We start from the raw sequence: 25,566 nt of genomic DNA, 5'->3' as shown, positions 1-25,566 counted from the left end.
TTTCATCGATTCCCGATGGAGTGTGACATGACCACAAATATGGGCAAACTTGACCGCGCGTTGCGCATTCTGATTGCTGCGATGCTTCTATACATGGCTTTGGGCACGAGCGTTCTGGGGGCTGGACTCCTGTTCTGGCTGGCATTGATCGTGGCGGGTGTGTTCGCCCTCACGGCCTTTGTCGGCAACTGCCCACTTTACCGCTTCGTTGGCCTCAAGACCTGTCAGGACTGCTGATGATCGAGACGGCATTTACCCCTTGGGCGTCGCTGACTGGCGGCGTTCTGATTGGAGCGGCCTCGGTGCTGCTGATGTTGCTGATGGGGCGCGTGATGGGGGCAACCGGTGTTTTGGCCGGGCTGCTGCGGCCTGCATCGTCCAGTGATTTTGCCTGGCGCGCCTCGTTGCTGGCAGGCATGGCAACCGGCCCCTTGGTGGTGAGGTTGATGTCCGGGCAGATGCCTCAGGTTCAGGTGCCGGTCTCCACTGCCGCGTTTGTTCTGGGCGGTGTGGTTGTCGGTGTCGGTGTGACCCTGGGCGGCGGCTGCACCTCGGGCCACGGTGTGTGTGGAATGGCGAGACTAAGCGTTCGCTCGATCACAGCCACAGCAACGTTCATGCTGCTCGCCTTTGCCACCGTTTTCGTCACACGCCACGTTTTCGGAGGATAAAGCGTGAAACTCATCTCAACCTATTTGATCGGTCTGGTCTTCGGTGTTGGAATCTCGCTTTCCGGCATGGCGAACCCAGCCAAGGTGCTGAATTTCTTTGACCTGTTTGGTGCCTGGGACCCGTCCCTGATCTTAGTCATGGGAGGCGCGCTTATAACCGCCTTTGTCGGCTACAAGATGGTCTTCGGCCGCGCCGCACCCGTGCTTGAACCTGCGTTTCATTTGCCATCGGCGCAAAAAATCGACGCCAAGCTCGTCGGTGGGTCCGCCTTGTTTGGTATCGGTTGGGGCATCGCCGGATTCTGCCCGGGTGGCGCATTGCCCGCACTGGGCACGGGTCGCTGGGAGGTCTTCGCCTTCGTCGGCGCCTTGGTTGTGGGTATCACCCTCGCCAAGGGCCTGCAGGCAGCGCTGGCACCTGATTTGCAAACACGTACCTGAGTTAAGACCCGGAGGAGACAGGACATGGCCAATTACCCCGTAAACATGGCGATCAAGCCAGACGTATTTGCGTTCTTTGACGCTGCAACGAACACGATCAGCTACATCGTGAAAGACCCGGATTCGAGCGCCTGCGCGATCGTCGACAGTGTCATGGATATCGATTACGCGGCCGGGCGTATCACTTTCGACCACGCGGATGAACTGATCCGGACTGTGATCGACAAGGGCCTGCAGCTGGAGTGGATTATCGAAACCCATGTGCATGCCGACCATCTGTCCGCGGCACCGTATATTCAGGAAAAACTGGGGGGCAAGATCGGGGTCGGCTCCAAGATCACCGTGGTGCAGGATACGTTCGGCAAGGTCTTCAACGAAGGAACCGAGTTTCAACGAGACGGCTCGCAATTCGATGCGCTGTTCGAAGATGGCGACACCTATATGATTGGGAATGTGCAGGCCTACGCCATGTACACGCCCGGACATACGCCAGCCTGTATGGTTCATGTCATGGGTGATGCGGCCTTTGTTGGGGATACGCTGTTCATGCCGGATGGCGGCTCTGCCCGGGCCGATTTTCCGGGCGGCGACGCGGGCGTTCTATATGACTCGATCCAGAAAGTTCTGGCATTGCCGGAGGAGACACGTCTGTTCATGTGCCACGACTATGGGCCGAACGGGCGCGATATTGCCTGGGAAACCAGCGTGGCCGAGGAAAAGGCCAACAATATCCATGTTGGCGGCGGCAAGACGAAAGAAGAATTCGTCAAGTTCCGCACCGAACGTGATGCAACGCTGGCGATGCCAAACCTCATTATCCCTTCACTGCAGGTCAACATGAGAGCAGGCGAGGTGCCCAAGGATCCCGACGGCAACCCGATGCTCAAAGTGCCTGTAAACGCCCTCTGACAGGCCAGAAGGAGAGCACAGATGGAGTTTCGCACTTTATCACCCAAATTCACCGTCAGCCCTCAGATCTCGGTCGAGGATGTCGGGACAATCGCTGCGCAGGGTTTCCGCGCGATCATCTGTAACCGGCCGGATGGCGAAGGGGCGGATCAACCCTCGTTTAAGGAAATCGCCGCCGCAGCCAAGGCCGCGGGGATCGAGGCCCGCTATGTTCCCGTGCAATCAGGCATGGTGAAAGATCTGGATGTCGAGGCGTTTGGCGCAGCGCTTGAGGACCTGCAACGCCCGGTTTTTGCATATTGTCGCACCGGGACACGCTCTGCCACGCTTTGGTCTTTTCACGAGGCTATGAAACGGCCGATCGCTGAAATCCTGACGGCTACCAAGGCAGCTGGTTACGACATGAATGGCGTGGCCCGCCGGATCGCAAATGGCGGCAAGACCCCAACCGATACGGGCGATGCCCATTTCCAGATTGTTATTGTAGGCGCGGGGGCAGGGGGGATCTCGGTCGCAGCCAGCCTGAAATCTCGGCAACCTGATCTGGAAATCGCAGTCATTGATCCGGCAGATGTGCATTACTATCAGCCCGGTTGGACCATGGTGGGCGGCGGTATCTTTGATGCCCAGACGACGGCCAAGACCATGGGCAGTCTGATCCCCAAAGGCGTGCATTGGATCAAGGCGGCCGTCGCCGCGTTTGAGCCGGAAAGCGACGCCGTCGTTTTGGATGGCTGCCGAGTGGTGAAATACGACCGACTTGTCGTCTGCCCGGGTCTGAAGTTGGATTGGGGCAAGGTCGAGGGGTTGGAGGAAACTCTTGGCCGCAACGGCGTAACCTCGAACTATCGCTATGATCTTGCCCCATATACGTGGCAGTTGGTGCGTGAGATGCAAAAGGGCAGGGCAGTTTTTACCCAGCCTCCGATGCCAATCAAATGTGCCGGTGCGCCGCAAAAGGCCATGTACCTATCCGGCGACGCGTGGTCTCGGCGGGGCGTGTTGAACGAAATAGACATCCAGTTCATGAACGCCGGTGGAGTGCTATTCGGAGTCAAAGACTATGTCCCAGCGCTGGAACGCTACGTAGAAAAATACGACGCTTCGTTGAACTTCTTCCACAATCTCGTTGCAATCGACGGGCCCGCAAAGACTGCAGTGTTCGAGGTGACCCAACCAGACAATGAACAGCGCAAGGTCGAAGTCTCCTTCGACATGATTCATGTCTGCCCACCGCAGACCGCTCCGGATTTCGTGCGTGTGTCGCCGCTTGCGGATGCTGCTGGGTGGGTCGATGTCGATCAGGCCACGCTAAGGCACATGAGCTTTGACAATATCTGGTCCCTGGGCGATGTGATGAATGCGCCGAATGCCAAAACAGCGGCGGCAGCACGCAAGCAGGCGCCCACCGTGGCGGATAACGTCGTGGCTGACATCGCGGGTCGGTCTGCGACGGCGCAATATGATGGCTACGGTTCGTGTCCTCTGACCGTCGAACGCGGCAAGATCGTATTGGCAGAGTTCGGCTATGGTGGAGCGCTCGAGCCCAGTTTTCCGCGTTTTCTTATAGATGGCACGAAACCCAGTCGTTTGGCGTGGTTTCTAAAGGAAAGCCTGCTGCCGCCGATCTATTGGAAGGCAATGCTGCGTGGCAAGGAATGGATGGCGCGGCCTGAAAAGCTGAACGTGGCCTCGGAATAGTCCTGCGCATCGGAAGACCTCAGATGATCAACCATCTTCGCCAATTTGCCCCAATTCTGGATTGGGGCCGGAACTATACGCGTGGCTCATTTTCAAACGACCTAATTGCAGCCTTGATCGTGACGATCATGTTGATCCCGCAATCGCTTGCATACGCTCTGTTGGCAGGATTGCCGCCCGAGGCCGGCATCTACGCGTCGATTGTTCCGATTGTGCTTTATGCGATCTTCGGGACAAGCCGCGCGCTGGCCGTCGGGCCGGTTGCGGTGGTGTCGCTTTTGACGGCCACCGCGATCGGGCAGGTGGCCGAGCAGGGCACTGCAGGTTATGCCGTCGCAGCCCTGACCTTGGCCTTTCTTTCCGGCGCGTTTCTGGTGCTTATGGGCGTGATGCGGTTGGGGTTCATGGCCAATTTCCTCAGCCACCCGGTGATTGCCGGGTTTATCGCAGCCTCCGGCGTTTTGATTGCGACCAGTCAGCTCAAGCACATCCTTGGGTTCGATGCCCATGGGCACACACTGCCTGAAATGATCGGATCAATCCTTGCGCACTTACCCGAGACAAATTGGGTGACGCTGGTAATCGGCAGCCTTGCCACCGGCTTTTTGTTCTGGGTGCGCAAGCACCTCAAACATTTTCTTGGGTTCTTGGGGGCAGGGCCGGTTCTTGCCGACATTCTGATGAAAGCCGGGCCTGTCGCCGCCGTGGTCGCCACAACTGTTACCGTCTGGTTATTGGGCCTGAATGCTCAAGGGGTCCAGATTGTAGGGACGGTGCCACAGGGCTTGCCTCCATTCACAATGCCCGACCTTTCCTTAAATCTTGTAGAAGAGCTGATTGCTCCGGCGACTCTGATTTCGATCATCGGATTTGTCGAAAGTGTCTCGGTCGCACAGACATTGGCCGCAAAGAAACGCCAGCGGATTGATCCGGATCAGGAGTTGATCGGTTTGGGCGCGGCCAATCTGGGGGCAGCGTTTACAGGGGGCTATCCGGTTACGGGTGGGTTTGCGCGTTCGGTTGTAAATTTTGATGCCGGAGCCGAAACACCGGCTGCCGGTGTATTCACTGCTGTTGGCCTTGCACTTGCCGCCTTTGCACTGACGCCGTTGGTCTACTTCCTGCCAAAGGCCACTTTGGCTGCAACGATCATCGTTGCCTTGCTCAGTCTTGTGGATTTTTCAGTTCTGAAAAAGACTTGGGTCTATTCTCGCGCAGATTTTGTTGCGGTCGCAACCACCATTGGCCTTACGTTGGGGCTGGGGGTCGAGGTGGGGGTCGCCTCGGGCGTGGTAACCTCGATCCTACTGCACCTTTACAAGACTTCGCGCCCGCATGTGGCTGAGGTCGGGCTTGTGCCCGGCTCGCAGCATTTCCGCAACATTCTACGTCACGAGGTTGAAACCATCCCGTCCATAGTGACGTTACGCGTGGATGAAAGCCTGTATTTCGTCAACGCGCGGTTTCTGGAAGATCTGATCCAGCACCGTGTGCCTGACGGAAGCAGTGTCAGTCATGTGATCTTGATGTTTTCAGCGGTGAACGAAGTTGACTACTCCGCGTTGGAAAGTCTTGAAGCGATCAACCAGCGCTTGTCAGAAATGGGCGTCGGTCTGCATCTGTCGGAGGTCAAGGGACCGGTCATGGACAGGCTGAAGCGATCTCATTTCCTTGATCAATTGAACGGTCGAGTATTTCTGTCGCAATATGAGGCTTGGATCACGGTCGGCGCGCATGACAATGTTGTTGAGACAGTCCGAAACCGCTCGAAGCTTTAGATTTGTCAGGCTTAACTTCCGATTGAAGCGCAGCGCTTACACCCTGTATAGCGGTTGATAAATGGCAGTAACGAATCCTCTGACGGGTGTGTCTCCGCTCAACATACAGTAGGCGTATTCCCACATCCTTTTTTGAAATGGACAACCGTTCGTCAGTTCCTCCAACAGTTCTTTTGCGACGAAACCTGCCTTTGGCATCTGTAAAACGCCCGTTTGGGTCATAGTAACGAATATCCCAAGTGTAAGCATCCGGCCAATATGCAATCTTCTAGCCAAGACTAGTGAAACCGCGATTTGTATGTATCCTGGGGGAATAAATTGTTTTTTACCATAATCATAATTACACGAAAAATATGGGGAAATCGCACTTTTTTCGGTGTCCACAAATAATGGGATTTAATTATTGCACCTCCCCTCTCATTGAATTCAACACCTGAAGATTTTTGCCTTTTTTAAATCTTTCGGCGGCTCACGCGCTTTAAGCCTACGTCAAACAGAAAGCCAATGAGCCTCTTCGTAACCTGGAAACAGACGCTGTGTGCCCTGCTAGGACTTGGTTGATCGGCAGAATATCTTTCCGTCACTGCGCTGCGGCCCGTTAAACTGGTCATTCCCTGCGGGCGCAAGATCTGCGGTCAGACGAATACGGGATCAGCGGGATAAAGCGACAGTTCACTGTGGTTGCGCAGATGTCCGCTCCCATGCGGCGAGGTGAAGAGGGTCGTCTTTGTCACTGAGGACGTTTTCGACAAGTACAATTCAAATCAAGACGGCTCAGACTATGCCATGCGCACCGTCCTGCTCATATGTCATCATGTGTTTGTGGCACAACTTCAATGACGCGAGCGCCAAGCGTTTAGAGATTCTTCGCAGCATATTCCTGACAACCGCCGCATCTTCGTGCATGATGAAAAAATAGGCAGACTCTTTTTTGCCTTCCTGGAAGTGCTTGAATTCTCAAGGGGCGCGCTTTGGAAATATTGGTTAACGGCATAAACACGGTTCTTTGGAACTACGTTTTGATCTACGGTCTTCTTGGAACCGGTATCTTTTTTACAATTCGTCTTGGTGCGCTTCAGTTTCTCCATTTTGGGGAAATGTTGCGCGTCCTCACGTCTGCGAAGAGCACGGACAAAAGAGGTATTACTCCTTTTCAAGCGCTGACAGTAAGTCTGGCTTCTCGCGTCGGCACTGGAAACCTTGCTGGCGTAGCGGTAGCTCTGACCTTGGGAGGTCCGGGCGCAATCTTTTGGATGTGGATCGTGGCATTGGTTGGAATGGCCACCGCCTATTCCGAAAGTACTTTGGCCCAACTCTACAAAGTCACATCTTCCAACGGAAGGTTCAGAGGAGGTCCCGCGTTCTACATGGCCAACGCCCTGAACGCGCCTTGGGCAGGGGTCATTTTTTCTATCTGCCTGATTGTCAGCTTTGGTTTGGTTTTTGTCGCGGTTCAATCCAATTCGATTGCTGAAGCTTTCGAGGGCGCGTTCGGGTTAAACAAATTGGTGGTTGGCATAGCGCTGGCCGCAGCCGCAGCGGTAGTCATATTCGGTGGAATAAGAACCATCGCAAAGTTTGCAGAGATCGTTGTACCGCTCATGGCAGGTCTCTACCTCTTGCTTGCCTGTATTGTCGTAGTCCTGAACATTTCCGAAGTACCCGCTATGTTGTGGTCGATTGTTGCGGGTGCATTTGGCCTGCAGGAAGCTGCCGGAGGCGTGACAGGAGGCGTCATGGCTGCTGCGCTTAACGGCATCAAACGGGGACTTTTCTCAAACGAAGCGGGCATGGGCTCGGCCCCAAACATTGCAGCGGTTGCAACACCTGATCCCCACCATCCTGCCAGCCAAGGTTTCGTTCAGGCATTTGGGTGTTTTGTGGATACGATTTTGGTCGCAACGGCAACTGCACTGCTTATTCTTCTGTCGGGCGCAATCGAAATTGATGGACCTACCGGAATGCGACTGACTCAAGACGCCGCGGCGGTCCATCTCGGCGAAATAGGCCGCCACTTTATCGCGATTGCCATCGTCTTCTTTGGTTTCACATCCATACTTGGCAACTACTCATATGCCGAAAACGCGATGACGTTCCTAAAATTGGAAGGCAAATTACCGATTTACATCTTGCGATTGGGTTGCCTTTCAATGGTTGTCTGGGGCGCAGTGCAAGCTGTTGCCACAGTGTTCAATTTCGCGGATGCGACCATGGGAATAATGGCGACCATCAATTTGGTTGCGATAGTGCTGCTCTCTGGCACCGTCTACAAACTAACAGTGGATTATTTCTCGCAACGCCGACAGAACCTTGAACCTCGCTTTGTCGCAAGCAAATTTCCCGAGCTTAGCAAGGGCGTAGATCACACTGTCTGGACGGAGGAGATCCATGCCGACACTCAAAACCACTGAAAGCGAAAGGCTTCAGGAAGTCTTGGACGACATTGCAGATCGCATTGCCGGCATGTCCGAAAGGGGGAAGGTAGCAAAGTATATTCCAGAACTCGCAACAGTTGATCTGAACCAATTCGGTATTGCCATTGCACCCATCAACGGTCGGCTCGTGTCTGCTGGGGACGCGGGCACGCTGTTTTCAATCCAAAGCATCTCAAAAGTGTTTTCGCTTACTTTGGCGCTGCAACAGGTTGGCGCCACCTTGTGGCAAAGAGTTGGCCGAGAACCTTCCGGCGATCCGTTCAATTCGATCGTTCAGCTTGAACACGAGCGCGGAATTCCAAGGAACCCGTTTATCAACCCCGGTGCGATCGTAGTGGCCGATGTTCTGCTCGAAAACCGTTCTGCTGACGACGCAATCAACGACCTTTTGACGTTGTGCCGAGAGCTTTCGGAGGACAACTCGATTGAGGTTGATGTGTCGGTTGCGGAATCAGAGATCCGAACTGGTTCCAGAAATCGTGCGCTTGCCCATTTTATGCAGGCGGAAGGCAACCTTAAGTCTCCCGTAGAGGATGTTCTGTCGCTCTACTTTCGCCAGTGTAGCATCGCTATGTCTTGCGAACAGTTGGCGCTAGCAGGTCGTTTTCTTGCGGCGGCGGGTCAAAATCCGGCCACCGGCGCTACAGTATTATCAGCGCAAAGAGCAAGAAGAGTTACTGCGCTCATGATGATGTGTGGATCCTACGATGCTTCGGGCGAATTTGCCTTCCGAGTTGGCCTTCCAGCGAAAAGCGGTGTTGGCGGCGGAATCCTGTGCATTGTACCTGGTATCGCATCTGTTGTCGCCTGGAGCCCCGGGCTCGATCAAAAAGGCAATTCCCATTTGGCAACAATCGCATTTCAAGAACTGGTACGCGCCACAGGGTGGTCCATCTTCGGACCAAGTGTTTAACCCGGATTGTGGGAACCGGGTTCAAATAAATTGTGTTGCGCTTCAATGACCGGCATAGAACACAACTGACTTCAGACCGGAATGGGTGGCGGCGCTGTCACACGAGTGATCCGAGAATAGGTTTACAGCACTTTGAGCGGCGATCATCTTTTCATGGATAGAAGCTTAGAAAGCCTCCTACCCGCCTCAAACCAAGTTCTTATGACAAGACAGCTCCAAGGGTATCTTCTCGGCAATCAACTCGCGCGACTTGTTACCCAATGGATATGAGGCCTTAGCCAGATCTTCTGACAAGACCGAAGCGCCGCTGTCAATCACTGCGTTTTCTTCAAACTGCCTATTAAGCCTGCCTCACAGAAACTCAAAAGGTTCAAGGTCATGCTCTCGCGATCCGACTGGCCAATGTTTCCGCTTAGGGCCAAAATTCGCCACTGCGACGTACACAAGGCGAGCATTGAAGACACGGCAAACACCAACGCACCCGCAACTCGTTCTGGACTAGCCTCAGGGTGTTTTGAGCACAGCTTTTCTACAACCCTCATGGCCACCGGATCAAAGTGGGTTTGAGCCAATTCTCTCCACCGCGTATCAGCTGAGATAATCGCCACTATTCGTGCATAGGCAAGCCACTGAGGATCTCCGCTGAATGCTCGCGAAACAAGCGGCAACATGAAGGCTGACAACAAATCACCGACACTCCAGTCCGACTGCGCGTCCAACAAATTAATTCTAGAGAGACGCTCTTCAGAGAGTTCCGAAGCTCGACGCGCCACTATGCGCTCGAACAGCTCTTCTTTAGGACCCCCGTGAAAATTCACGTTGGCTTTCTGAACCCCTGCCCGTTCAGCAATGTCTCGAATTGAAGCGCCTTCGAATCCCCTTTCGGCAAAGACCTGTTCTGCAGCATCGAAGATTCGTTCTCTCGCTGCGACGGATCGCTGCGACGGAGCTCTTTTTCTTTCTTTTACAGCATGTTGTGGCATCTCAAAAACCAGTTTGCCTTATTTAGAACGTTCGTTCAAGATAAATACTGTCGCAGGAGGAGACGCGAATGGAACAGGCGCAGGTGAGAGCGGGCCAGCTGGTTGAGGCAAAGGCCCGCCCCGAAGAGTGTTTTGCTTTGATCGGTGCGGGGCCAATGGGCCTTGCAATGGCAAAGACGCTTGTCGAGCAGGGAGTGCCATTTCAAGGATTTGAACTGGCCGATGATGTGGGTGGTCTGTGGAACATCGATGCACCTCGGTCCACGATGTACGAGACCGCCCATCTCATTTCTTCCAAGCGCATGACGGAATTCACCGATTTTCCGATGCTAGAGGATACGGCAGAATATCCGTCACATCGCGAAATGAAGGCCTATTTCCAAGACTTCGCAAACGCGTTTGACCTGTATCAACACTTTCATTTCGGAGCCGAAGTTCTGAAGACCGAACCATTGGAAAGCGGCGGATGGGAAATCACCTGGCGAGACAAGACCGGCACCCATCATATCCAAAACTTCGCAGGGTTAATGATTGCCAACGGTACGCTGTCGGAACCGAACATGCCGGATTTCCAAGGTGAATTCACAGGTGAACTCATCCATGCGTCCGAGTACCGCTATCCCACCCAATTTGCCGGTAAGCGCGTTCTGGTTGTTGGCGCGGGCAACTCCGGTTGCGACATAGCGGTCGATGCCATTCACCATGGCGTATCTTGCGACCTCTCTATGCGCCGCGGGTACTACTTTGTTCCCAAATATGTCTTCGGAGTCCCTGCCGATACAATGGGGGGTAAGATCCGCCTGCCCATGTGGTTGAAGCGGAAGGTGGACGGAGCGATCCTTAAGTGGTTTGTCGGTGATCCGCAGAAATACGGGTTTCCGAAGCCGGACTACGCTCTTTACGAGTCGCATCCAGTGGTCAACTCCCTCATTCTGTTTCACGCGGGGCATGGCGACCTGAAGGTTCGTCCGGATATCGAGCGTTTGGACGGCAAAACCGTTCATTTCCGCGATGGGACCTCGGCTGAATATGACATGATACTGGCCGCGACCGGGTATAAATTGCACTACCCGTTCATCGACAAGAAACATCTGAATTGGAAGGGTTCTGCGCCTCACCTCTACCTAAATTGCATGCACCCAGAACGAGATGACCTGTTTGTTCTTGGCATGGTCGAAGCATCGGGACTGGGCTGGCAAGGACGTCATGAGCAGGCCGAAATGGTCGCTCGCTACATTTCCGGATTGCGGTCAGGCAACTCCGCGGCGCAGGCAATCCGCTCCACCAAGTCCGATGGGTATGAGAGAGCAACAGGAGGTATGAACTACATCGACCTTCCGCGCATGGCCTACTACGTGGACAAAGCGACCTACCGGAGAGAGGTAACGGGCCAAATCGCTGCACTCAAGGCGGCTGAAAAATGAACGGAATAGATCAGGTCGTTCTGAATTTTGATGCCGGAAATCTTAGAGTTCTCAATGCCATCCTAGCGATCGTCATGTTCTCGATCGCGCTGGATTTGCGTACGGGCGACTTTCGGCGTATTGCAGGTGCACCCAAACCCCTCATTGTCGGTCTTGTGTCGCAGTTTCTAGTACTTCCTGCGCTTACTTTTCTTATGATCGTCGCACTGCGGCCAATGCCATCTGTAGCGATGGGCCTTATCCTCGTTGCTGCGTGCCCTGGTGGGAACATATCAAATTTCATGACCCACCGGGCGAAAGGGAATGTGGCGCTATCAGTTTCGATGACCGCTTTCGCGACGGTCGGAGCCATCGTCGTCACTCCGGCGAACATTGCATTTTGGGGTAACCTTTATGGCCCGACGCGCGAGATCCTGCAGCGCACTGAAATCGACCCAGTCGCCGTCGCAATAACGGTCGGGTTCATGCTGATCCTACCATTGGTCCTAGGAATGCTAGTAAACGCGAGGTTAAAACTGTTGGCTGATCGCATTCGCCGCCCAATGCAGTGGCTCTCAATGGCCATCTTTATTGCCTTCATTGTGCTCGCGCTGGCTGCCAATTGGGCGAATTTTCTTCAGGTCGCCGGAGCCGTCATTTGTCTCGTAGTTGTCCACAATGCGCTGGCATTCCTTGGAGGGTACACAACGGCAACGATCACAGGGTTGTCCGAGCAGGATCGCCGTTCAGTTACAATTGAAACAGGTATTCAGAATTCGGGGCTGGGGCTCATCCTGATCTTCGCCTTTTTTGGAGGAATGGGAGGTATGGCTGTTGCCGCCGCTTTGTGGGGCATATGGCACGCGATTTCTGGCTTGGTTCTTGCGGGCTTCTTCGCAAGGCGGGAGCTTCCGGCATGAAACGCCTTCTCATCTCTGGCGCTGCAGGTTCAGTCGGAACAGCGCTGCTAAGTCGCTTGGCGCAGAAGGACAATTATACCGTCATAGCTACGGATATCCGAGAACCGGCAAAATTGCCGCCCAACGCGCGGTTCATCAAGATGGATGTGACCAGTAGCGACCCACAAGACGTCATCATGTCAGAACGCCCCGACACGGTCGTGCATCTCGCTTCGATCGTAACCCCCGGGCCAGACACAACCCGGGACTTTGAGTACCAGGTCGATGTTGAGGGCACCCGCAAAGTTCTTGATGCCGCCATTTCCGCGGGGGTACAGCGACTGGTCGTTACGTCCTCAGGCGCGGCCTATGGCTATCACGCCGACAATCCAGCGCTATTGCGAGAAACAGACGCAATTCGAGGCAATCAGGAATTCGCCTATTCTTGGCACAAAAGACTGGTCGAAGAGATGTTGGCAGACGCGAGAGAAACAGCCCCAGATTTAGAGCAAGTCGTATTGAGGGTTGGGACGGTTCTCGGGAACCACATCGAGAACCAGATTACGTCCTTGTTCCAAAAGCCTTGCCTGATTGGGCTTAAAGGATCAGAAAGCCCCTTTGTCTTCATATGGGACAAGGACCTGGCAGAAATACTGCTGCGCGCATCGACAAACGGGCCTGCGGGAATTTTCAACGTCTCTGGCGACGGTGCGCTTACTGTTTCCCAAATCGCCAAGGCCATGGGCAAGACTGTGCGCTGGTTGCCGCCAAAGTTGGTCAAGATGGCACTGGCCGTGGCCCGACCCGTAGGGCTTTCTCGCTATGGTCCTGAACAAGTTCGATTTCTGCAGTTTCGGCCGGTGCTGGACAACACGGCACTTAAGGTGAAGTTCGGCTATCAACCCAAATACTCAAGCGCTGAAGCATTTGAGCTCTGGTGGGAGCACGCGAAGTGAAAAAAACTGCAGTCATAACTGGTGGTGCTGGCGGCCTGGGGCAAGCTTTATCTGAAGCATTGCGAGAACAAGGTTGGCATACCGCTATCATTGACCTGCCAGGCCCGCGCCTAGACGCTTTGGTGAATGACGAAGATATAAGTCTCTACGCTTGTGACCTAACAAAACCCAAGCAATGCGCAGATGTATGCGCTCAGATTTTGAAGGAAAGGCCTTCAATTGACATGGTTGTTTACAACGCAGGGGTCACACAAATCTCGGCGTTTGCCGACAGTGACATGAACTCTCATCGCGACCTTTTTGAGATCAACTATTTTTCTGCAATTGAGTGCGCTCGGCACTTCTTACTTCCACTAAGAAAGTCCAAGGGAACGCATCTGGCGATCTCATCAGTCGCGGGATTTGCACCGCTTTTTCGTAGAACGGCCTACGCCGCCAGCAAGCACGCAATGGAAGGTTTTTTTAAGTCTCTGAGAGCCGAGGAAACCCGTCACGGGGTGTCCGTTACTATTGCTGCACCTTCCTTTGTCGCAACGAATATCGGGCAGACCGAAAAAGATACTAAGGGTTTCGCCCGTCCGGGCTCCGCAACTGACGGTGTTGACTACATGACGCCACAAGACGCTGCTAAGATCATTCTCCGCGGGGCACGGAACCGAAAAGCATTTGTGCCTGTTGGTCGAGTTGCAACTCTATCGAACGCCATGAACCGGCTAGCTCCTACGCTCTTCTTCCGCCAAATGATGCGCACAATTGGAAGGAGTTAGTTCTCAGAGGGTGCTGTAAGACGAATTTGAACTGGTCTCAACTAAGCCAGCAGAGCCATCCTTCATGCCGCGCCAAGTTCGGGCCACTCGACGAGAGCAGCGGCGCGTGTCAGCTTGAAGGTGCCTCGGCTGGTGAGAGAGCGTTTTTGGTTAAAGTGGTTGTAGACGGAGGAGTGGATGGCGGCGAATTTCTGTAATCTTTGCATACGCCTGAAACGCTGCATCGCGCGTTTTCTTCGTTGGAACGGAAGGCGTGTGTTCATACCCCGGTTGTTAAACTACCTGCCCGTCTTCTGCTTGTCCGTCGCACCGAGATCTCTGAGCGAGGCTCGGTATACCTAAAGCGGCCGAGTGGCGTCAAATGGCGTATTCGGTTGTGCGCGACGAGCCGGACCCGATTTTTATCAATTCAGCGCTGACCTGGGCGTCCAACTACCTGACCAAAGGGCCTGCAACACTTGCGCGCAAACCACAGGGCAGTTTTTCGATTTCACCCGAAGGACTCGCTGACCTAGATGGTAGCGTATGGGAGTGGACCTAGGATTGCTATGCAGACGGGATTAACCCAGCACGCTGCAATGCCTTTTGGTTTGCTGGCGGGCATATGGTGGCCACACCATTCCAGGTGCGCGACCCAGCCCGCGGCGGACGCGCCGTTGGTGCTCCATCCGCGCATCTCGATATGCGCCTGGTTTCTAACACAGCGATCAAAGAATAGCCGCGGATAGTACTTTTGCGGCAACTCCAAAATCAGCGGCCGCGAAAACTTGACCTGCACCAGTTTTCTAAGCCGCTACCGATACAAAAGTAGTATTTTTCGTGCATTTCTTAATCCCGCATTTGACGTCAGCGAATGTACCCCAGTGACTCTCGTCCTAAGGGTTTATGAAAACTGTTGATTGGCAAAGCCCACAGTTATCATGAAAACCATATTGAGCTCACGTTGTTTGCTTTCTTAGGGTTTTGTGGCGATACTTAAATTTTGTTCTACCCACGCTCCATCCGTCAATTTGGACTCATTTCGAACATTCCAGACAACAATATTTAGCAAATGTCGGCTCTATGAACTTACCTGCAGTTCGTCTTATCGCTAACGCTTTCTTGAACGTGTTGATAGAATGCGACGTTTGCATCCACACCAGCAGAACCTGCGACCCATTCCAATTCCAAACTCAATGCTCCTGCCGGTACGAATTGTCTCGCGATCTCGGGTGAGTGTGGTTTCGTCAGACGTTCCATTCTTCCAGTCGTGAAAAGCTGAAGAGTATCGTACAACCGCTCCACTGGCCGTTTATTCCAGCAACCCACCCCGGGTGAAAAACGTCAACCGTACGTCCGTTTTTCCCCGATGAGTTTGAGCCGATTTCCCAATCGATGCTAAAGGATAGCTACAAACTCTATCGCTGTGGAAAATGTGAATTTATCGACAATCACAACAACCTGCCTGCTTGCGCTTCGTGAGGAGCGTCGATCAAGGGCACCGCTAGAACAAAGTCGCCACCAGTGTTTCCGCGAACGTTTATCAAAAGTGTTTTGGTCACGCTGGCGAGCGCACGTTCCACGGCGGCTGAGGTGGCTTTGGTTCGTGCACTTTCTTAGATCAAAGAAGCTTGGTTGCACTATTGATAGTCCAAGCTCTTGCCAGTCCTGTATTTCCAAAAAACCTTGGTCTCCCAAGCTGGATCTGCCTTGCTGTGCTCGTTTTTCGGGTAGAGCATCGATCTAGGAACCGTATGTTCATTTGCTAACTTCAAATTAGCCATCCGCCCGTATTCGTCCTGCACACGATATTCGGTCGTTTAGCCGTTTGACGCAAAACCCAAACGTGCCAAAGCGCTCGGCCACGCAAAAGGATCGGACCGATGCCCCTTTTCTTTGGCGGGTTCCCGCCAGAAAATTCTCTGCTGTGGCTTCAATCTGGCTCAAAGCTGCACCGTTCATCGCTATCAATTTTCCTTGCGGCACAATTACCCCTTGTGCTGTCCTCATGAATTGCAATAAACGCCCCGTGCTCACGAAACTCAGCGGTAGCACCGAAATCGCACCATTCGGGATCAGCCTTGTGTGCCCATTTTGGTGGAGCGCCAATAGGTGCATCGCTGACATCAGGAAGGCTTCGATGGAGCCCTCCGAGGCGTATTGCTGGATTTCACCAATGCAGCTGTCTATTTCGGCCTTATAGATCCCACGATAGCTGGGATCGGTTGGCAAGACAGTTTCCAGAATTTGCTTTAGGTCTTCCGTCGGTGACATGTTTCACAGTGCGCATAGCCATTCGTAAACGTCCAGAGTGGGCACATTGCTGCCATTCTCTGCGCTTTAGATGAAGGTCCGCTATTTACTTTTTTGTTTAGAAAATCTCGGAAACTTGACACTGAAAAATTTAAAAAACTCTAGGTAGCAGATTTTCTTGCAACCCCAGTCCCACCATTTCCGTGATCCGATATTTTTTGTCGTAGTACGTAGTAAGGGTACTGTTTTATTGAGACTCGCTTACCATTGAATTTAACACCTTAAGACTATTGCGCTTTATTGCAGTTTCTACGGTTCAAGCGATTGAAGGCACCATCAAATAAAAACCAATTAGCTTCTTCGCGACCTGCAAACCAGGGCAGTGTGTCTTAGTTGGGCTTGTTTGAGCAGTAGTAAGCCCCGCACCAGCACTCGGGCCTTTCCGGAGCTTCACCTTATTATCTCAATACTGCGGCGCTACATGTCAGAGCAGACATTCGCTGCGCTAGCGAGACTCCAAGACGGGCGGAGGTCCGACGATCGGACAAATTTGCCTTTCGTGCCGATGCCGTCAATCTCAGCAAACGACCCTTTCTGGACTTTGACCGCCACTCTCAATATTGGCACGAAACCTAAACCTGCATCAAAATACGCTTCAATTGCACCTCTTTTTCTCCCAAAGCGTTGGTTATTTACTAGCAGACAACTGATAATTCTCTCTTGCGTTGCGCATCTCTGATCAAAGCCGCGAGCCGATAGAAGCCATGAGCCATCTTGGTGTAGGGCGTTATTAGGAAGAAGGTCAGAACCGATCCAAGGTGGATGGCAAGCAGCGCAGGCATCAGAGACGTTGAACCAAGGGCATAAAGGACCAGCCCGCTTAGGCCGACAAAACCGAGCAGCAGGATAAAACCGATGTCTCCACCCCAAGCAGACGGATCGCCAAGCTCTCGATCAGATTTTTGCTTGAGCAGAACCATAGCTCCGCATCCCACCGTCAGCAGAATACCTCCGGAAACCCCGAAGAGTTTAGGCAAAGACCAGAACCCGTAGGGCGCATGCAACCCGAACCCGTAGTGCATAACCGTCGCTATCGATGTCGACGCAAAGCATAGCAGGAAGCCGTACATGATAGCGTGGTGAATGTGACGGCGCCCCTGGCTGAACCGATCTTCGTCCTCGAAGTTACATCCCTCACCATGCCCGGCAGCCAAATCCTGCATCTTGCCGGCGCGCTGGAAGGCGGCCTTCAAATCAGACAATTGGAGAGTTTTGCCACCGACTTCCGCCCAATAGCGCCTTAGGCTGATAGCCACGCTAAAGAGCGGCAACAAGAATGCCGGCGCAAAGATTGCGACCATCGCGTTGTGGGACAGGACGGCATAGAACCCCTCTCCTCCGCTTGATCCAATGGCGCGAATGGCCCAGAACAACAGGGCAAATCCAATCACCAGAGCCAAGGCAATAGCCCCTCCGTGAGTGTGAAACCGGCGCGCCAGAGGTTGCGGCCAGGCGAAGCTTTCCCAGCTGTCCCGCCGCACTTCGGCCAGAGCTTTCGGCAGGTTCAGGTCAAACTCGTGCGGAGCTGTGTACTGACAGGCATAGTAGCAGCCTCTGCAGTTGTGGCAGAGGTTGGCGAGTTGCGTGATGTCTCCATCGGAAAACGCGCGTTCTGCATGCAGGGATGGAAAGACTGAGCAGTAGCCCTCGCAATACCGGCAGGCATTGCAAATCTCGGCCTGACGGCGGGCTTCTTGAATTAGTTCAGTTTGCATAAGCGGCGGCCTCACGTCCTGCGATGCGTCCAAAAACGGTTCCGATAGTCATGCCGAACCCGGCCAAGTAACCTTGCCCCAAGATCGACCCGGCCATGGTTTCGCCAGCGGCCCAAAGGTTTTTGATCTTGCCGCTGGACGTCGAGCACTGCGCTGTGTCGTCGACCTTCAGACCCAGATAGGTGAAGGTCACGCCGGTGCGCAGCGAGTAGCCATAAAAGGGAGGCTCCGTGATCGGACGCGCCCAGTTCGTCTTGGGCGGCGTCAGACCGGAGGTCGTGACCCCGTCCAACTCAGTCGGATGAAACCCACTGGTATCACCGCATGCTTCGTTGAATTCAGCAACGGTCGCTTTCAACTTGTCGGCAGGCAGATCCATCATTCCGGCCAGTTCTTCCAAGGTGTCCGCCTTTAGCGGTGGAAAGACCGAGGGCATAAACAGGTTCAGCGACTTCGCATCGATGATCACATAGCCAACTTGATCCGGCTGGGCCGCAACAAGACGCCCCCAGATCGCATAGCGCTTGGGCCATACGTCTTCGCCTTCGTCATAAAACCGCTCGGCATTCTTGTTCACGACAATTGAAAACGGCACGCAGTCCAGGCGGGTGACGATACCGCCGTCGAACTTCGGCGCGCGCCCGTCAATGGCGACGGCGTGGCACTGGGTCGGATCGCCGACGCTGTCCACACCCTGATCCAGCAAATCAGACAGAACCACGCCACGGTTATAGGGTGTGCCCCGGATCAAGAAATTCTTGGCAGGTTCACCCCATGCACGGGTCAGCCAATCCGTGTCGGCCTGAAACCCACCCGAGGCAACGATGACCGCCTTGGGCGTGATGCGATGAGACTGGCCCTCATAGGTGTAGTCGACCCACTCGATCCGATCACCATTCAGCTCCAGATGCGTGACAGCAGCTTCGTACAGAACATCGACACCCAAACCAGTAGCAGTTCGGTAATATGCGTTTACCAGAGACTTCCCGCCCCCCATGAAGAAGGCGTTGGTCCGCGCCAGTGACAATGTCCCGGACAGAGAGGGTTGGAACCGCACCCCGTGTTCTTCCATCCACGGCAGGCATTCCTCGGAGTTTCGGATCGCGAGGCGAGCAAGATGTTCGTCGGTTTTGCCACCAGTGACCATTAGCAGATCTTCAAGATACTCATCTTCACTGTATTCTTCGATCAGCGGGCCGAGAGGAGCGCCATGCATACAACGAAAATTGCGCGTATGGCGGGAGTTTCCACCACGATAGGGTTTTGGCGCCGTCTCGAGGATCAGAACACGGGCGCCTGCCTCGGCAGCGGTCATCGCGGCGCAAAGAGCTGCGTTCCCACCGCCGATCACAGCGATATCATAAGCTTCCTTTTGGGTGGCCATATCCTGTCTACCTATTGATTTTTGTCGGTTGTCCGGTCGCGCTCTTGCAACGCCCGAATACGCATCCGTTGTGCGGCCTGAATATGCGCACGCATTTCTGTTTCAGCCGCTGCGCCATCGCGGGCCTTTAAGGCAGCCATGACGCGCTTATGCTCTGCCACTGCTGTCTCGGCCCGATCACCGTCCAGCAATTGCGACGGCCCAAGAATCAACAGCGCTTTTTGCAAAGACAACATAGACTTGGCAAGAAACCGGTTCTTTGCTGCGTCCAAAAGTGTGGCGTGGAAAATCCGGTTGATCCGAGCCGCTTCCGAGCCGGTACCAGCCTCAGCCAAGCGATCATTCAAAACGCTCAACTCGTCCAACTCGACATCCGATGCAGCACGCGCGGCTAAACGGGCGGCAGTTCCCTCGAGAACCGCGCGCATTTCATAGAGTTCCATTACTTCGGCGTAATCAAGGCTGCGGACGGTTGCGCCCTGCCGGGGCACATGAGTGACTAGCCCGTCGGCCTCTAACTGCCGGATAGCCTCGCGTACGGGAGTACGGCTGACGCCTAGTCGTTCCGACAACTCAATCTCGCGCAGGCGTTCGCCAGGCAAAAGTGTGCCATCCCGAATCTCGTCCAGCAGGCGTTGATACGCTGAATTGCCTTGTGGGCCAGGCTGTAAGGGGTCGTCTTGAATGGTCATCGAACGCTCACTTGTCTTCTTGCGTCCAGTTGTATACATTTGGATACATAGCGAGTCAATATTGTCGGAAGCCGCGCCTTGCCCACCCAAAACAAAACACCTTCTCTCCTGACAAAGCGGGCCGTAACACTGGTCCTTGCACTACTGGGCACCGGAGTATTTTGGTCGTTGAACCTGCCGCTGCCCTTTCTTTTCGGCCCGATGAGCGCGTGTCTGATCGCTGCCCTGGCGCATGCCCCTATGGAAGGTTTTGGTCAGGTCTCGGTTGCAGCGCGCACCATACTCGGCGTTGCAGTTGGGGCTTCGATTACCCCTGCCCTTTTCGCCGAGCTGCCGAGAATGGCCGCGTCTATTGCACTGGTCCCGTTCTTCATCCTGCTGATCGCACTGGTGGGCGTGCCCTTCTTTCGCAGGATCTGGGGGTTTGACACCACGACCGCATTTTACGCCGCCATGCCGGGCGGATTGCAGGACATGATCATCTTTGGAGCCGAAGCAGGCGCCAACCCGCGTACACTTTCCCTGATCCACGGTACGCGCGTGCTGATCATAGTGACACTAGCCCCGCTGTTTCTGACAGTGTTCTACGATGCCCAACTCACCAACCCAATCGGAGAGCCTGCGCGTGACCTGCCAATAAATGAACTGGTGCTGATGGTCCTGGCCGCCCTTATAGGCTGGAAAGGCGGTGAGCGGATCGGCCTGTTCGGAGCATCCATCCTCGGCCCGATGATCCTGACAGCAGCCCTATCACTGGGGGATTTCATTCATACCCGACCACCGCGCGAGGCCATCCTTGCAGCGCAGTTCTTCATCGGTTGCGGGATGGGCGTGAAGTTCGTGGGCGTCACTTGGGTCGAACTCCGCCGGGTGGTTGCAGCAGGCTTCGCCTATGTCATCGTCCTTGCCATCCTTGCAGCCGCTTTCACTGCTGTTGTCACCACGTTGGGCTTCGGCCAACCGGTCGAGGCTTTCTTGGCCTTTGCCCCCGGCGGGCAGGCTGAGATGACAGTGCTAGCTATCGTTTCGGGCGTGGATCTGGGCTTTGTAATCACCCACCATCTGACAAGGATCGTGCTGGTGATCATCGGCGCGCCTATAGTGGCCAATCTTATCCTGCGCTGGTCCAAACCTCGGGGTTGATCATGTGAATGGGAGCGCCTTCAGCATAGGCGTTCACCTGATCGAAAATATCTGCGAATTGCAGATCGAATTCGTCCTCGGTCACAAAGCCGATATGCGGTGTCGCGATCAGGTTTGGGTGCGATAGCAAAGGGTCATTCGGGTCCGTCAGGGGCTCGGCATCAAAGACATCGATTGCGGCCTTGCCCGGGCGACCCGCGTTCAGCGCATCCAACAAAGCACCCGTAGTAATCAGCCCGGCCCGGGAGGTGTTCACAAATAACGCCCCGGGTTGCATCTGCGAGAAATCCGACGCTGTGATGATGCCGTTTGTGTTTGGCTTCAGGCGAACATGGACAGACACAACATCACTATTGGCAAAGAACGCTTCGCGGCTTGCTGCGACCTGCACGCCGTCTGCCTGCGCCCTTGCCCGGCCTTCGTCCGAAGACCACCAGACCACATTCATCCCGAATGCCTCGGCGTAACCAGCAACGGCGCGGGCGATGCGACCATATCCATAGAGCCCCAGTTGCCGCCCTCTCAGGGTCTTGCCAACCCCGGCCTGCCAACGCCCAGCTTTGACCGAGGCCATCTGCGCTGGCAAATCGCGCATCCCGGCCATGATCAGCGCCCATGTCAGTTCAGCTGCTGCATATGAGGGCGTTCCGCCATGCATGTTCGAACAAAGCAGCACACCGTTATCCGAGCATGCCTGCACATCAACATGCGGATACACGCTGCGCTGACTGATCAATTTCAGGTTTGGGAGTTTTTCAACCAAATCGCGGGTGATCTTGGTGCGCTCGCGAAACAACACCAGCGCCTCAGCCTCCTGCAAGCGTTCAGCCAATTCGCTGGTATCTTCGACATGGTCTGTCCAGACCTTCACGTCATGGAGAGATAGCTTCTCAAAACAGGGCAGGCCCTGCAGAGTGTCAAACCAATCATCCAGAATGTGAACTTTCATCGACTATCTCTACCCTGCTCGGTGCTTAGTTTTCTTGGTGTCGGCACAAAATGACGTGTGTCGAGCGCTTCTAATGCGTTGCGAACACGTTCGCGCTGATCCAGCAAATGGTTGAATTGCTCATCGCACCCAGCAATCGGTGTCGGGTAGTCCGCGATGTCCCTCCGCAGAGCCGACTGCGCCAGCCTGAGTTCCTGACGCGCGATATCGAGGCATTCAGAATAGTCATCCATCGAGGCATCCTCATAATGTATACCATAGTATACTTTTGGAGAGCCGCCTTTTCAACTGTCGTTCCACACAGATTCCGGTACATAAACATGCCCATCCGCCAATTTACGCGCTGTTCTCACCAGACCGGCGGCATTGACGTTGAACTCCTGGTCGTTTGAGAAGTCCACCAGAACTTCGATCTGGCCTGAGGCGTGCTCCAACACAACGTCAGCCGGGCTTGAATCCGGGCGATCAAGCAACCCGTCTGCGACGGTTCCGGGCGTCAAAGCGCAAGACGCAATGCATTGCGCTCCCGTTACGGCCATAGTTGGGTGGGTTTTCCATGGCATGAAATACCGAACCGCAAGGGTTCCACCCTCTCTGGCGGGGGCCATCAGGCCGAATTTGGGAGTCACCGATTTCGATACGACCCCCATACCCATCCGTTCCCCGGCTTCGATCCGCACGGCCTCCATCCGATCAAAGAAAGCACGATTGGCATCCAGCTCTTCGGCGCTTTCATATCCTGTCAGTCCGAAATCGGCCGCCCGGGCTATCGCCATCGGCATAGCGACATCCATGCACGTCAGCTCGATCCCCTGCACTGTATCGCGCAAATTTCCAGTGGGCAGAAATGCACCTGTTGCTGAGCCCACAACGCCCATGAAACTCAGTTTCACCGGTGCAGAATGGCCGGGAACTCCGGCGATTTCCGCGTCACCCTCATAGACCAACTCGCCGCCCGGGGTCTGCACTTTGGCAACGACGCGGGCGCCTGTATTGACGGCGCGAATGCGGATTTCGGTCTCATCGCCGTTGGGCTGAAACAATCCCATTTCGATCGCAGCTGGACCAACTCCTGAGAGGATGTTTCCGCAGGTGGGTTTGAAATCGACCAGCTTTTCTTCAACAGAAACTTGCGCGAAGAAATAGTCGATATCGGCCCAGCCGTCCTCGCTGGCAGACAGCATCGCCACTTTGGTCGTCACCGCGTTACCGCCACCGATCCCGTCGATATTGAGCGCTTGCCCAGCCCCGAGGGCAGCGACCAGAACATCAGCCAACTTATCCCTATCTTCAGGCAGATCAGAGCGTCGAAAATAAGGCCCTCGGGAAGTGCCGCCGCGCATGAAAACATATGGGATTGCTGTCTGGGTCATTGCGAACCCTCCTTTACAAACCGTTGAAATTTCTGATTTCTGTGCTGCCCAGCCGCCAGATTGGCAGACCGGACAAACATGGAGCGCCTACTTGAGCGGCCATGGCAGGTTCACCATGTCTTGCAGCAGACCCGGCGGGAAATCCCGGTTCAAAGCGCCAGCCATGAAGCACATGAAACCGATGCCACAAGCCGTCAGGAGCAGCGTCATCTGCCAGCTGGACCCGGCGCGAATGCGGAAGAATGCGATCAGGAACCCGATCAACGCCAAGATGAACCCCACAAACCACGTGGCCGCGATTAGACCTGCAAACCAAGCGAGCGTTGACCAAAGCCCATGCGGAGCGCTTGCATCCTCGCCGGCAAGTTCCTTGTCAGCAAAGATTGCATCCCCTTCGGGTCGCCGCATCATCTGGATCAACAGGATGACGCAGCAAAACAGCGACACGCTGCCGATCACCAGCGGGATGATCTTGTCGGTCATGTTGTAGTCAGGGATCATGTTGGCATTGATCAACGCCACGATCAGGTAAGCCATGATCACCAGCAGGAAGATCAGCGGCGCGCGCTTGCTACCGGATTTGACCTCACCTTCGGCCATGATCATCTTGGCTTGACGAATGCCAAGAATAACCGAAACCACGGTGACCACGATCAGGACGATGACGATCGGGCTGAAGACGTACTCCATGCCTTCGCCAAAGCTTTTGCGGAAGCGGAAAGAGGCGATCTGGAACGCCTGGTTGGTGAACTTCTCAACCGGGTTGGACAGCACGAATCCAATCAGGAAGGCCGGGCGCGACCAGTCGAAACGGCGCAGGAAGATGCCGATCAGGCCGATGACAAACAGGGCCAGAAGGTCTTCGAAATTCTGACCGGACTGGAATGCCGCGAAGCTGATTAGCATGAACAGAAACGGCGCCAGATAGGTGAAGCGGATCGTCGTTAGTTTGGCAATCCCGCCAGAGGCCGCGATACACAGGATGGTGCCCACCACGTTGGCAAGAGCTAGCAACCAGACAATCGAATAGGTGATATCGAGATTATCCTTGAGCATGCTCGGACCAACCTCGATATCGCCAGATCCCAACAGCGCAACTGCGCCGATAAAGATCGCCATCGAACCCGAGCCGGGGATGCCGAATAGCAGCGTTGGGACCAACCCCCCGCCCTCTTTGGCGTTGTTCGAGCTTTCGGGCCCGATGACGCCACGCACTTCGCCCTTGCCAAAGTTGCTTTTGTCTTTGGTCGATTGGACCGAATGGCCATAAGCGATCCAGTCAACAACCGAGCCTCCGAGACCAGGAATGACACCGACAACCACGCCAATGATCGAACAGCGGACCGACAACCAAATGTTCGCAGCCCAGTCTTTGACGCCATCAAACCAACCAGCTCCCAGCGAAGCGCCCTTGGCAATGGATCGGTCTTGACGCAACAGCGAGACGATTTCCGGCACCGCAAAGATACCCAAGCCAACGATGACCAATTTCAGACCGTCGGTCAGGTAAGGAATGTCATAAGTGGCCATACGGAGCGAGCCACCTGCATCCGCCTCGCCAATCGTGCCGACCATCAGGCCCAGCCCAGCGGCGGCAACGCCTTTTAGCGGGATACGTCCGGCAAGAATGGCGACCATGGAAAGACCAAGTATAGTGATCATCAGCATCTCGGGCAGGCCGAATGCCAGAACGATTGGCCGCGCGATCAGGATGAACATGGTCAGAAAGGTTGCGCCGACTAAACCGCCAAACAGCGATGACGCAAAGGCCGCTGACAATGCACGCGCGGCCTCACCCTTTTTCGCCATCGGGAAGCCGTCCAGCACCGTCGCCTGTGAGGCGGAACTGCCGGGGATGCCCATAAGAACCGATGCAAAGGTGTCAGAGGTCGGAACAACGGCAACCATTCCGATCATCAACGCCAACCCGAGGATAGGGTCCATGCCGAACATGAAAGGCAGCAGCAAGGACAGACCAGCAATACCGCCAAGCCCAGGGAAAACACCTACGGCCAGTCCCATGACGACACCGAGAATAAGATAACCCAGAACAATAGGTTGCAGGATCAGACCCCACGCATCACTGAGCGCAGGAAGAGCTGTGGCGAAAACCTCCATAGCGGCCGCCTTTCATAAACTGTCTTGTGTTTGGAAAAGCGCGC

22 protein-coding genes and 1 pseudogene are annotated in these 25,566 nt (G+C 54.7%); 13 read left to right on the top strand and 10 right to left on the bottom strand.

Annotated features, from left to right (window positions below; all coding sequences use genetic code 11):
* Positions 1 to 27 precede the first annotated feature (27 nt).
* The 8 genes from ACR0B5_RS06230 to ACR0B5_RS06195 all read left to right on the top strand — a co-directional run bounded on the left by ACR0B5_RS06230 (position 28) and on the right by ACR0B5_RS06195 (position 8,848).
* The gene (locus ACR0B5_RS06230; protein WP_480539239.1) at positions 28 to 237 is read left to right on the top strand and encodes a YgaP family membrane protein; all 210 of its coding nucleotides are present in this window, start codon (positions 28 to 30) and stop codon (positions 235 to 237) included.
* Positions 237 to 671 carry a YeeE/YedE family protein gene (locus ACR0B5_RS06225; protein WP_480539237.1) on the top strand — a complete coding sequence of 145 codons (435 nt, stop codon included), beginning with the start codon at positions 237 to 239 and terminating at the stop codon, positions 669 to 671. Before ACR0B5_RS06230 ends, ACR0B5_RS06225 begins: the two co-directional genes overlap by 1 nt.
* A gap of 3 nt (positions 672 to 674) precedes the next feature.
* A complete protein-coding gene (locus ACR0B5_RS06220; RefSeq protein ID WP_480539236.1) occupies positions 675 to 1,112 on the top strand; it encodes a DUF6691 family protein in 438 nt (145 codons plus the stop codon).
* A gap of 24 nt (positions 1,113 to 1,136) precedes the next feature.
* Positions 1,137 to 2,021 (top strand): MBL fold metallo-hydrolase, encoded by an 885-nt coding sequence (locus ACR0B5_RS06215; protein ID WP_480539234.1) that lies wholly within the window; start codon positions 1,137 to 1,139, stop codon positions 2,019 to 2,021.
* A 21-nt stretch (positions 2,022 to 2,042) separates the two neighbouring features.
* The gene (locus ACR0B5_RS06210; RefSeq protein ID WP_480539232.1) at positions 2,043 to 3,722 is read left to right on the top strand and encodes a bifunctional protein tyrosine phosphatase family protein/NAD(P)/FAD-dependent oxidoreductase; all 1,680 of its coding nucleotides are present in this window, start codon (positions 2,043 to 2,045) and stop codon (positions 3,720 to 3,722) included.
* A gap of 23 nt (positions 3,723 to 3,745) precedes the next feature.
* The gene (locus tag ACR0B5_RS06205) at positions 3,746 to 5,500 is read left to right on the top strand and encodes a SulP family inorganic anion transporter (protein ID WP_480539230.1); all 1,755 of its coding nucleotides are present in this window, start codon (positions 3,746 to 3,748) and stop codon (positions 5,498 to 5,500) included.
* A gap of 971 nt (positions 5,501 to 6,471) precedes the next feature.
* Positions 6,472 to 7,911: an alanine/glycine:cation symporter family protein gene (locus ACR0B5_RS06200; RefSeq protein WP_480539228.1), complete on the top strand. Its 1,440-nt coding sequence runs from the start codon at positions 6,472 to 6,474 to the stop codon at positions 7,909 to 7,911.
* A complete protein-coding gene (locus tag ACR0B5_RS06195) occupies positions 7,889 to 8,848 on the top strand; it encodes a glutaminase (RefSeq protein ID WP_480539226.1) in 960 nt (319 codons plus the stop codon). Before ACR0B5_RS06200 ends, ACR0B5_RS06195 begins: the two co-directional genes overlap by 23 nt.
* A gap of 314 nt (positions 8,849 to 9,162) precedes the next feature.
* On the opposite strand, the gene ACR0B5_RS06190 is transcribed toward ACR0B5_RS06195, so the two are convergent.
* On the bottom strand, positions 9,163 to 9,831 hold the full coding sequence (locus ACR0B5_RS06190; RefSeq protein ID WP_480539224.1) for a TetR/AcrR family transcriptional regulator: 669 nt from the start codon (positions 9,829 to 9,831) through the stop codon (positions 9,163 to 9,165).
* A gap of 68 nt (positions 9,832 to 9,899) precedes the next feature.
* Between ACR0B5_RS06190 and ACR0B5_RS06185 the strand changes: the two genes are divergently transcribed.
* The 4 genes from ACR0B5_RS06185 to ACR0B5_RS06170 are packed head-to-tail and all read left to right on the top strand — an operon-like array spanning position 9,900 to position 13,856.
* Entirely contained in the window at positions 9,900 to 11,255 is a 1,356-nt protein-coding gene (locus tag ACR0B5_RS06185) for a flavin-containing monooxygenase (RefSeq protein ID WP_480539222.1), read from the top strand.
* Positions 11,252 to 12,154: a bile acid:sodium symporter family protein gene (locus ACR0B5_RS06180; RefSeq protein ID WP_480539220.1), complete on the top strand. Its 903-nt coding sequence runs from the start codon at positions 11,252 to 11,254 to the stop codon at positions 12,152 to 12,154. Before ACR0B5_RS06185 ends, ACR0B5_RS06180 begins: the two co-directional genes overlap by 4 nt.
* Positions 12,151 to 13,089, top strand: a complete 939-nt coding sequence (locus ACR0B5_RS06175; protein ID WP_480539218.1) for an SDR family oxidoreductase — start codon at positions 12,151 to 12,153, stop codon at positions 13,087 to 13,089. The genes ACR0B5_RS06180 and ACR0B5_RS06175 overlap by 4 nt, the downstream gene beginning before the upstream one ends.
* Entirely contained in the window at positions 13,086 to 13,856 is a 771-nt protein-coding gene (locus ACR0B5_RS06170; protein WP_480539216.1) for an SDR family NAD(P)-dependent oxidoreductase, read from the top strand. The genes ACR0B5_RS06175 and ACR0B5_RS06170 overlap by 4 nt, the downstream gene beginning before the upstream one ends.
* Positions 13,857 to 13,918: 62 nt before the next feature.
* Here the strand turns inward: ACR0B5_RS06170 and ACR0B5_RS06165 are convergent.
* From ACR0B5_RS06165 to ACR0B5_RS06145, 5 genes and pseudogenes are all read right to left on the bottom strand, one after another.
* A pseudogene (locus ACR0B5_RS06165) lies at positions 13,919 to 14,191 on the bottom strand (IS6 family transposase); the annotation flags it as partial.
* A 1,420-nt stretch (positions 14,192 to 15,611) separates the two neighbouring features.
* Positions 15,612 to 16,109 (bottom strand): hypothetical protein, encoded by a 498-nt coding sequence (locus tag ACR0B5_RS06160; protein ID WP_480539214.1) that lies wholly within the window; start codon positions 16,107 to 16,109, stop codon positions 15,612 to 15,614.
* A 674-nt stretch (positions 16,110 to 16,783) separates the two neighbouring features.
* A complete protein-coding gene (tcuB, locus tag ACR0B5_RS06155; protein WP_480539212.1) occupies positions 16,784 to 17,863 on the bottom strand; it encodes a tricarballylate utilization 4Fe-4S protein TcuB in 1,080 nt (359 codons plus the stop codon).
* Positions 17,853 to 19,247, bottom strand: coding sequence for an FAD-dependent tricarballylate dehydrogenase TcuA (gene tcuA / locus ACR0B5_RS06150; protein ID WP_480539210.1), 1,395 nt, complete (start codon positions 19,245 to 19,247; stop codon positions 17,853 to 17,855). Before tcuA ends, tcuB begins: the two co-directional genes overlap by 11 nt.
* 11 nt (positions 19,248 to 19,258) lie before the next feature.
* Positions 19,259 to 19,939, bottom strand: a complete 681-nt coding sequence (locus ACR0B5_RS06145; protein WP_480525014.1) for a GntR family transcriptional regulator — start codon at positions 19,937 to 19,939, stop codon at positions 19,259 to 19,261.
* Positions 19,940 to 20,017: 78 nt separating this feature from the next.
* Here ACR0B5_RS06145 and ACR0B5_RS06140 point away from each other — a divergent pair, with 78 nt between their 5' ends.
* Complete coding sequence (locus tag ACR0B5_RS06140) at positions 20,018 to 21,082, top strand: AbrB family transcriptional regulator (protein ID WP_480539208.1); 1,065 nt, start codon at positions 20,018 to 20,020, stop codon at positions 21,080 to 21,082.
* Here the strand turns inward: ACR0B5_RS06140 and ACR0B5_RS06135 are convergent.
* The 4 genes from ACR0B5_RS06135 to ACR0B5_RS06120 form a co-directional block, all read right to left on the bottom strand.
* Positions 21,051 to 22,031 (bottom strand): D-2-hydroxyacid dehydrogenase family protein, encoded by a 981-nt coding sequence (locus ACR0B5_RS06135; RefSeq protein ID WP_480539206.1) that lies wholly within the window; start codon positions 22,029 to 22,031, stop codon positions 21,051 to 21,053. The two genes, ACR0B5_RS06140 and ACR0B5_RS06135, sit on opposite strands and share 32 nt — an antisense overlap.
* On the bottom strand, positions 22,028 to 22,264 hold the full coding sequence (locus ACR0B5_RS06130; RefSeq protein ID WP_480539204.1) for a hypothetical protein: 237 nt from the start codon (positions 22,262 to 22,264) through the stop codon (positions 22,028 to 22,030). Before ACR0B5_RS06130 ends, ACR0B5_RS06135 begins: the two co-directional genes overlap by 4 nt.
* Before the next feature lie 51 nt (positions 22,265 to 22,315).
* Complete coding sequence (locus tag ACR0B5_RS06125) at positions 22,316 to 23,404, bottom strand: 4-oxalomesaconate tautomerase (RefSeq protein WP_480539202.1); 1,089 nt, start codon at positions 23,402 to 23,404, stop codon at positions 22,316 to 22,318.
* An 87-nt stretch (positions 23,405 to 23,491) separates the two neighbouring features.
* Entirely contained in the window at positions 23,492 to 25,522 is a 2,031-nt protein-coding gene (locus ACR0B5_RS06120) for a tripartite tricarboxylate transporter permease (RefSeq protein WP_480539200.1), read from the bottom strand.
* Positions 25,523 to 25,566: the final 44 nt, after the last annotated feature.

Source organism: Ruegeria sp. AG1, assembly GCF_056541705.1.
The sequence above is the reverse complement of the archived record's forward strand: the minus strand, read 5'-3'. Positions and strand labels throughout refer to the sequence as shown.

What these genes read in the sequence shown, in the direction of transcription:
- ACR0B5_RS06230 (WP_480539239.1), top strand. Translation starts at nt 28, where the DNA reads ATGACCACAAATATGGGCAAACTTGACCGCGCGTTGCGCATTCTGATT.
- ACR0B5_RS06225 (WP_480539237.1), top strand. Translation starts at nt 237, where the DNA reads ATGATCGAGACGGCATTTACCCCTTGGGCGTCGCTGACTGGCGGCGTT.
- ACR0B5_RS06215 (WP_480539234.1), top strand. Translation starts at nt 1,137, where the DNA reads ATGGCCAATTACCCCGTAAACATGGCGATCAAGCCAGACGTATTTGCG.
- ACR0B5_RS06210 (WP_480539232.1), top strand. Translation starts at nt 2,043, where the DNA reads ATGGAGTTTCGCACTTTATCACCCAAATTCACCGTCAGCCCTCAGATC.
- ACR0B5_RS06205 (WP_480539230.1), top strand. Translation starts at nt 3,746, where the DNA reads ATGATCAACCATCTTCGCCAATTTGCCCCAATTCTGGATTGGGGCCGG.
- ACR0B5_RS06195 (WP_480539226.1), top strand. Translation starts at nt 7,889, where the DNA reads ATGCCGACACTCAAAACCACTGAAAGCGAAAGGCTTCAGGAAGTCTTG.
- ACR0B5_RS06190 (WP_480539224.1), bottom strand. Translation starts at nt 9,831, where the DNA reads ATGCCACAACATGCTGTAAAAGAAAGAAAAAGAGCTCCGTCGCAGCGA.
- ACR0B5_RS06185 (WP_480539222.1), top strand. Translation starts at nt 9,900, where the DNA reads ATGGAACAGGCGCAGGTGAGAGCGGGCCAGCTGGTTGAGGCAAAGGCC.
- ACR0B5_RS06180 (WP_480539220.1), top strand. Translation starts at nt 11,252, where the DNA reads ATGAACGGAATAGATCAGGTCGTTCTGAATTTTGATGCCGGAAATCTT.
- ACR0B5_RS06175 (WP_480539218.1), top strand. Translation starts at nt 12,151, where the DNA reads ATGAAACGCCTTCTCATCTCTGGCGCTGCAGGTTCAGTCGGAACAGCG.
- ACR0B5_RS06160 (WP_480539214.1), bottom strand. Translation starts at nt 16,109, where the DNA reads ATGTCACCGACGGAAGACCTAAAGCAAATTCTGGAAACTGTCTTGCCA.
- tcuB (WP_480539212.1), bottom strand. Translation starts at nt 17,863, where the DNA reads ATGCAAACTGAACTAATTCAAGAAGCCCGCCGTCAGGCCGAGATTTGC.
- tcuA (WP_480539210.1), bottom strand. Translation starts at nt 19,247, where the DNA reads ATGGCCACCCAAAAGGAAGCTTATGATATCGCTGTGATCGGCGGTGGG.
- ACR0B5_RS06145 (WP_480525014.1), bottom strand. Translation starts at nt 19,939, where the DNA reads ATGACCATTCAAGACGACCCCTTACAGCCTGGCCCACAAGGCAATTCA.
- ACR0B5_RS06135 (WP_480539206.1), bottom strand. Translation starts at nt 22,031, where the DNA reads ATGAAAGTTCACATTCTGGATGATTGGTTTGACACTCTGCAGGGCCTG.
- ACR0B5_RS06130 (WP_480539204.1), bottom strand. Translation starts at nt 22,264, where the DNA reads ATGGATGACTATTCTGAATGCCTCGATATCGCGCGTCAGGAACTCAGG.
- ACR0B5_RS06125 (WP_480539202.1), bottom strand. Translation starts at nt 23,404, where the DNA reads ATGACCCAGACAGCAATCCCATATGTTTTCATGCGCGGCGGCACTTCC.
- ACR0B5_RS06120 (WP_480539200.1), bottom strand. Translation starts at nt 25,522, where the DNA reads ATGGAGGTTTTCGCCACAGCTCTTCCTGCGCTCAGTGATGCGTGGGGT.